Source organism: Mesorhizobium sp. M4A.F.Ca.ET.020.02.1.1 (assembly GCF_004022645.1).
Lineage (GTDB): Bacteria > Pseudomonadota > Alphaproteobacteria > Rhizobiales > Rhizobiaceae > Mesorhizobium.
Genome location: NZ_RZOI01000596.1, coordinates 1 through 3,849, shown reverse-complemented (window position 1 = coordinate 3,849; position 3,849 = coordinate 1). Strand labels below are relative to the sequence as shown.

3 protein-coding genes are annotated in these 3,849 nt (G+C 65.6%); all 3 read right to left on the bottom strand.

What is annotated here, in order from left to right:
• On the bottom strand, positions 1–293 hold a 293-nt coding region (locus EN742_RS27435), incomplete at its 3' end, for a hypothetical protein (protein WP_148670293.1).
• A 77-nt stretch (positions 294–370) separates the two neighbouring features.
• Positions 371–2,350 carry a hypothetical protein gene (locus tag EN742_RS27430; protein WP_128333495.1) on the bottom strand — a complete coding sequence of 660 codons (1,980 nt, stop codon included), beginning with the start codon at positions 2,348–2,350 and terminating at the stop codon, positions 371–373.
• Between the two features lie 363 nt (positions 2,351–2,713).
• Positions 2,714–3,655, bottom strand: coding sequence for an alpha/beta hydrolase (locus EN742_RS27425; protein WP_127421617.1), 942 nt, complete (start codon positions 3,653–3,655; stop codon positions 2,714–2,716).
• Positions 3,656–3,849 lie beyond the last annotated feature (194 nt).

Sequence of the window (3,849 nt, the reverse complement as noted above, 5' to 3'; positions counted from 1 at the left end):
GGATTGGCAAAGGCTTGCGCATTGCCGCGCAGGCCGAACGTCAAGGTGTAGAAGACGTAGTCGCAGCTTCTCTGGCCGCCCTTCTTGGTGAAGAACGGCACGATGCGCCCCGGCTCGGGATTGACGACACGGGGATTGTCGAGCTCAAGCCTGGGTTCCGGGCCTGCGGCCTCGACGATCTTGGCCGGGATGGGGTCCTCGGCGAAGGCCGGCAATGCCGGCAGCATGGCGACCGCGATACCGGCCGCCATCAGCCGGCGCGCGCCGCGCCTGGCATATGACAGGGGTTTCATGATCGTCTCCATGACGGTGGGTTTGCTGCTGCTGGGAGCAAGCGGGGAAAGCGCGGAAATGGTCATCTTTCCCTCCCTCACGGTTCGCAGCTGACGGCAGGGGTTCTGAGCGGCAGGGTCATTTTGCAGCAAGGGTAGTAGCCGCCCTTGTCGCGGTCTGACTGCCTGTAGAAGCAGAGCCCGACATCGACCGTGTCGCCCGGATAATGGCCGGTGATGCCGATCGTGTATGGCGTGCCCGGCGCATGCGACATGGGTGAGGTCACCCCGACGCCTGGCGTCTTGGACAGAGCCTTGATCGAATCGCCGCCGAAGCCGGCATGGTCATGGAGATAGAGATCGGCCTCGAGGCCCGAGGGCGTGCAGAAGTACTGGACATCCTCGACATCGAGACAGGGAGGCAGATTGCCGGGCGGTGGGAAGTCCGGCGGATAGAATGGCGGCAGGTAACCGCCAGGAATTTCCTCATAGTAGCCGGCACGGCCCTCGCAGGGACGCCAGACCCTGACGTCGCCGACATGGCCTTCCACTTCCGGGTCCTCGAAATAGCTGTCGAAGTCGACGAACCAGGAGCCGAAGGGCGGCAGGTTGGCCGGCTTGACCAGCGGGGTCGGCGTGAACTGGACGCCATGCACGGCAAAAGGCCCGCCAGCGGCGAGCTGCTCGGCAAGCGCCGGATTGTCACGCAACCTGTCGCCGGTGTTGACCAGCGTGTCGGTGCAGACACTGGTGTCGAGATTGCCCTCGGCGTCATAGCCATATTGCAGATCGACGCCACCGGCCGACTGGCGGTTGCCTTGCGGGAAGCCGATCGCATATTCCTGCGGCACTTCCACCCAGACCGATTCCGTCGCCGGATCGTCGGGATTCTCGCGCCAGTAGCGGATGACCTCGCCCTTGCCGGAATCGGCGAAGCGGCTGTAATCGTAGCGGTTTTCCACCGGGCCGCGCTGGGCCAGATACATGAAGCCCTTGTTGTCGAAAGCGATGCCGGTGACGGCGTAGTCCTTGTCGGCCTTGACCGTCAGCTCCCAGCGCGGATCGCCGGCGAAGCGGCCGTCGCGGGCAATGCCCACCGACCAGACCTCCGCCTTTTCGCCGACCGTATAGTAGACCCGGCCGCCGTGATAGGCGACCGCCCAGACGCGGCGCTCGTCCTGGGTATAGCCCCATGTGTCGGGGTCTTCGCTGTCGAAGGCGGCGCCCTGGATGTCCATGACGGCGCCGTCGTCGGCGACCGGGTCGAGCCCGTGCGCCGGGCGTCCGGCGACGCCATGGTCGAACGTGTCGATCAGCATGCCGTTGGCGTCGATGCGATGGATCAGGCCAGTGTCGAGATCGGAGGCGAAGAACTGGCGATGGATGGGGTCGAAGGAAAGGTTGCCGATGCCGGGCCCGCTGTTGGTGTCGATATCGGCGAATTTCGAAACGGCGCCGGTAATGCCGTCGATCTTCCAGATCGTGCCCGGCCCGCCGCCATTCTCGGTGCCGAACTGGCCCTCCATGAAGGCAGCACCGGCAGCGCCGCGGCGCTCTCGCTCGGGCCGTCCGTCATCGTCGGCGTCGGGCGTGACGGTCTCGATGCCGTGCAGCGAGGTCGCTGCGGCATAGAGGTTCGGGATGCCCGACGGCACGCCATCACGCACGCCGTCGTCATAGGTGAGGCCGAAGACCTCGCCGATCTGGCCGGCCGTCACCTCGAAGGGCGGCGGCGTGTAGACGAGTTGGCCCGAGGCCGGGCCGCCGAGATGCGAGACGTCGAAGACGCGCAAGGACGCGCGGCTGGTGTCGATGAAGGTTTCGTCGACCGGATCGACCCCGGGCGGAAGGCCCCCCTCTTCGGAATCGGAAGAGTCGAAATTGGGGATGACGGTGCCGGGGAAGCCGGTCACCGCCATCGAGCCAGGATAGATGATCTGGGTTTCCTGCGCGCTGGCGGGGCTGCCGAGCCACAGGCTGGCGCTGAGCGCAAGAGCAAGAAATCCGCTGGTTGCCTTTGCCGCGCGGCGCAAACGGCCGGCACGAGCGTGCGCAAGAGCGCCTTGGTCGCAGGACATAGAACTCCCCCCGAAGTCTATGGAAGAACCATCCGGCATTACCGCGCGAATCAGGGCAAGGCGCGGCGTTCCGGCACGTTCTTCCCTGATCGAATTGTCTGCTTTCCTCATGTTCACGATACGCCGGCTCTTACGCAGGGTCAACGGAATCAGCGGAAAGCCCGGCGCATCGACCCCGTCCCGAAGACGGTGGTCGCGCCGAGCTTCTGTTGTTCCCGGAGACCGTGGAGCCTCTGGGTTTCTGGTCATTGGGTTTCCTTTCCCGGGCCGCACCATGCGGCGCCTGAGCGTCAGTCGTGGGCTGACGCGGAAAGGTTCATGGGAGAAAGGCGGCGAACTGGGACAACCCGTCGCCGGAGTGCGTCACCAGATCCAGTCGCCCTTGCCGAGCGCCGTTGCGGCCTCGACGATGCGGGTGAAGCTGGCGCGCGCCCGGCCGACCGTGTGCCGGGCCCTCAGGTAGCCATGCACAAGTCCCGGTTCCTCGAACCAGTATGCATGTCCGCCGGCCGCGACGACGCGGTCGCGATAGGCCTCGCCGTCGGAAGACAGCGGGTCGCATTCGGCGGTGATCAGCACGGTCGGCGGCAGGTAGGCGAAATTGGCGTCGGCGAGCGGCGACAAGGTGATGTCGCCGGTGCGATTCTCGCCGCCGGTGCGGATGTCCATGTAGAAATCGAGGTCGCGCACCGTCAGCATCGGCGCCTCGGCATGCGCGGAATAGGACCCCGTCGAACGGTCGCCGCCGAGGCCCGGATAGACCAGGACCTGGCCGACCGGCTTTTTGACATGGCCGCGCGTCGCGTGGCTGACGGCGGCGCAAAGGTTGCCGCCGGCGCTGTCGCCGCAGAGCAGGACGGGACGGTCGTAAGTGGCGGTCGCCCATTCGAAGGCGGCCATGACATCGTCGAAGGCGGCCGGATGCAGATGCTCAGGCGCCAGCCGGTAGTCGACCGAAACCACCTCGAAGCCGGTGCGGGCGCAGAGCTCGGCGCAGACATCGTCATGGCTGTCCAGCCCGCCGAGGATGAAGCCGCCGCCATGGACGTAGAGCACCATCGCCACCGTGAGCGGTTTTGCGTTGCGATAGAGGCGGATCGGGATGTCTTGCGCGGGCGCCGGGATGGCTGTGGTCTCGACCGTCACGCCTTGCGGATAGCCGGCAAAGAATTCCCGGCACATGCGGTCATAGATCGCGCGCTGCTGGGCAACCGTGTAGTCGATCGCATCCGGCGGGTAGTAGGCGTTGGTCTTCTCGATGAAGGCCCAGGTCTCGGCGTCGATCAGGGTTTTATAATCGGTCATGGTTGCTGCATCGATTGGAGAGGTCGAGCCCAGGCACCCCCTGGCCTGCCGGCCATCTCCCCCTCAAGGGGGGACATCGGCAGTTTTGGCCATGCCGCCTTTTCTGCAGCGTCTGAGACTGGCGAAAGCCTTCGCGACATCCGATCTCCCCCCTTTGAGGGGGAGATGCCCGGCAGGGCAGAGGGGGATGGGAA

What these genes read in the sequence shown, in the direction of transcription:
- EN742_RS27430 (WP_128333495.1), bottom strand. Translation starts at nt 2,350, where the DNA reads ATGTCCTGCGACCAAGGCGCTCTTGCGCACGCTCGTGCCGGCCGTTTG.
- EN742_RS27425 (WP_127421617.1), bottom strand. Translation starts at nt 3,655, where the DNA reads ATGACCGATTATAAAACCCTGATCGACGCCGAGACCTGGGCCTTCATC.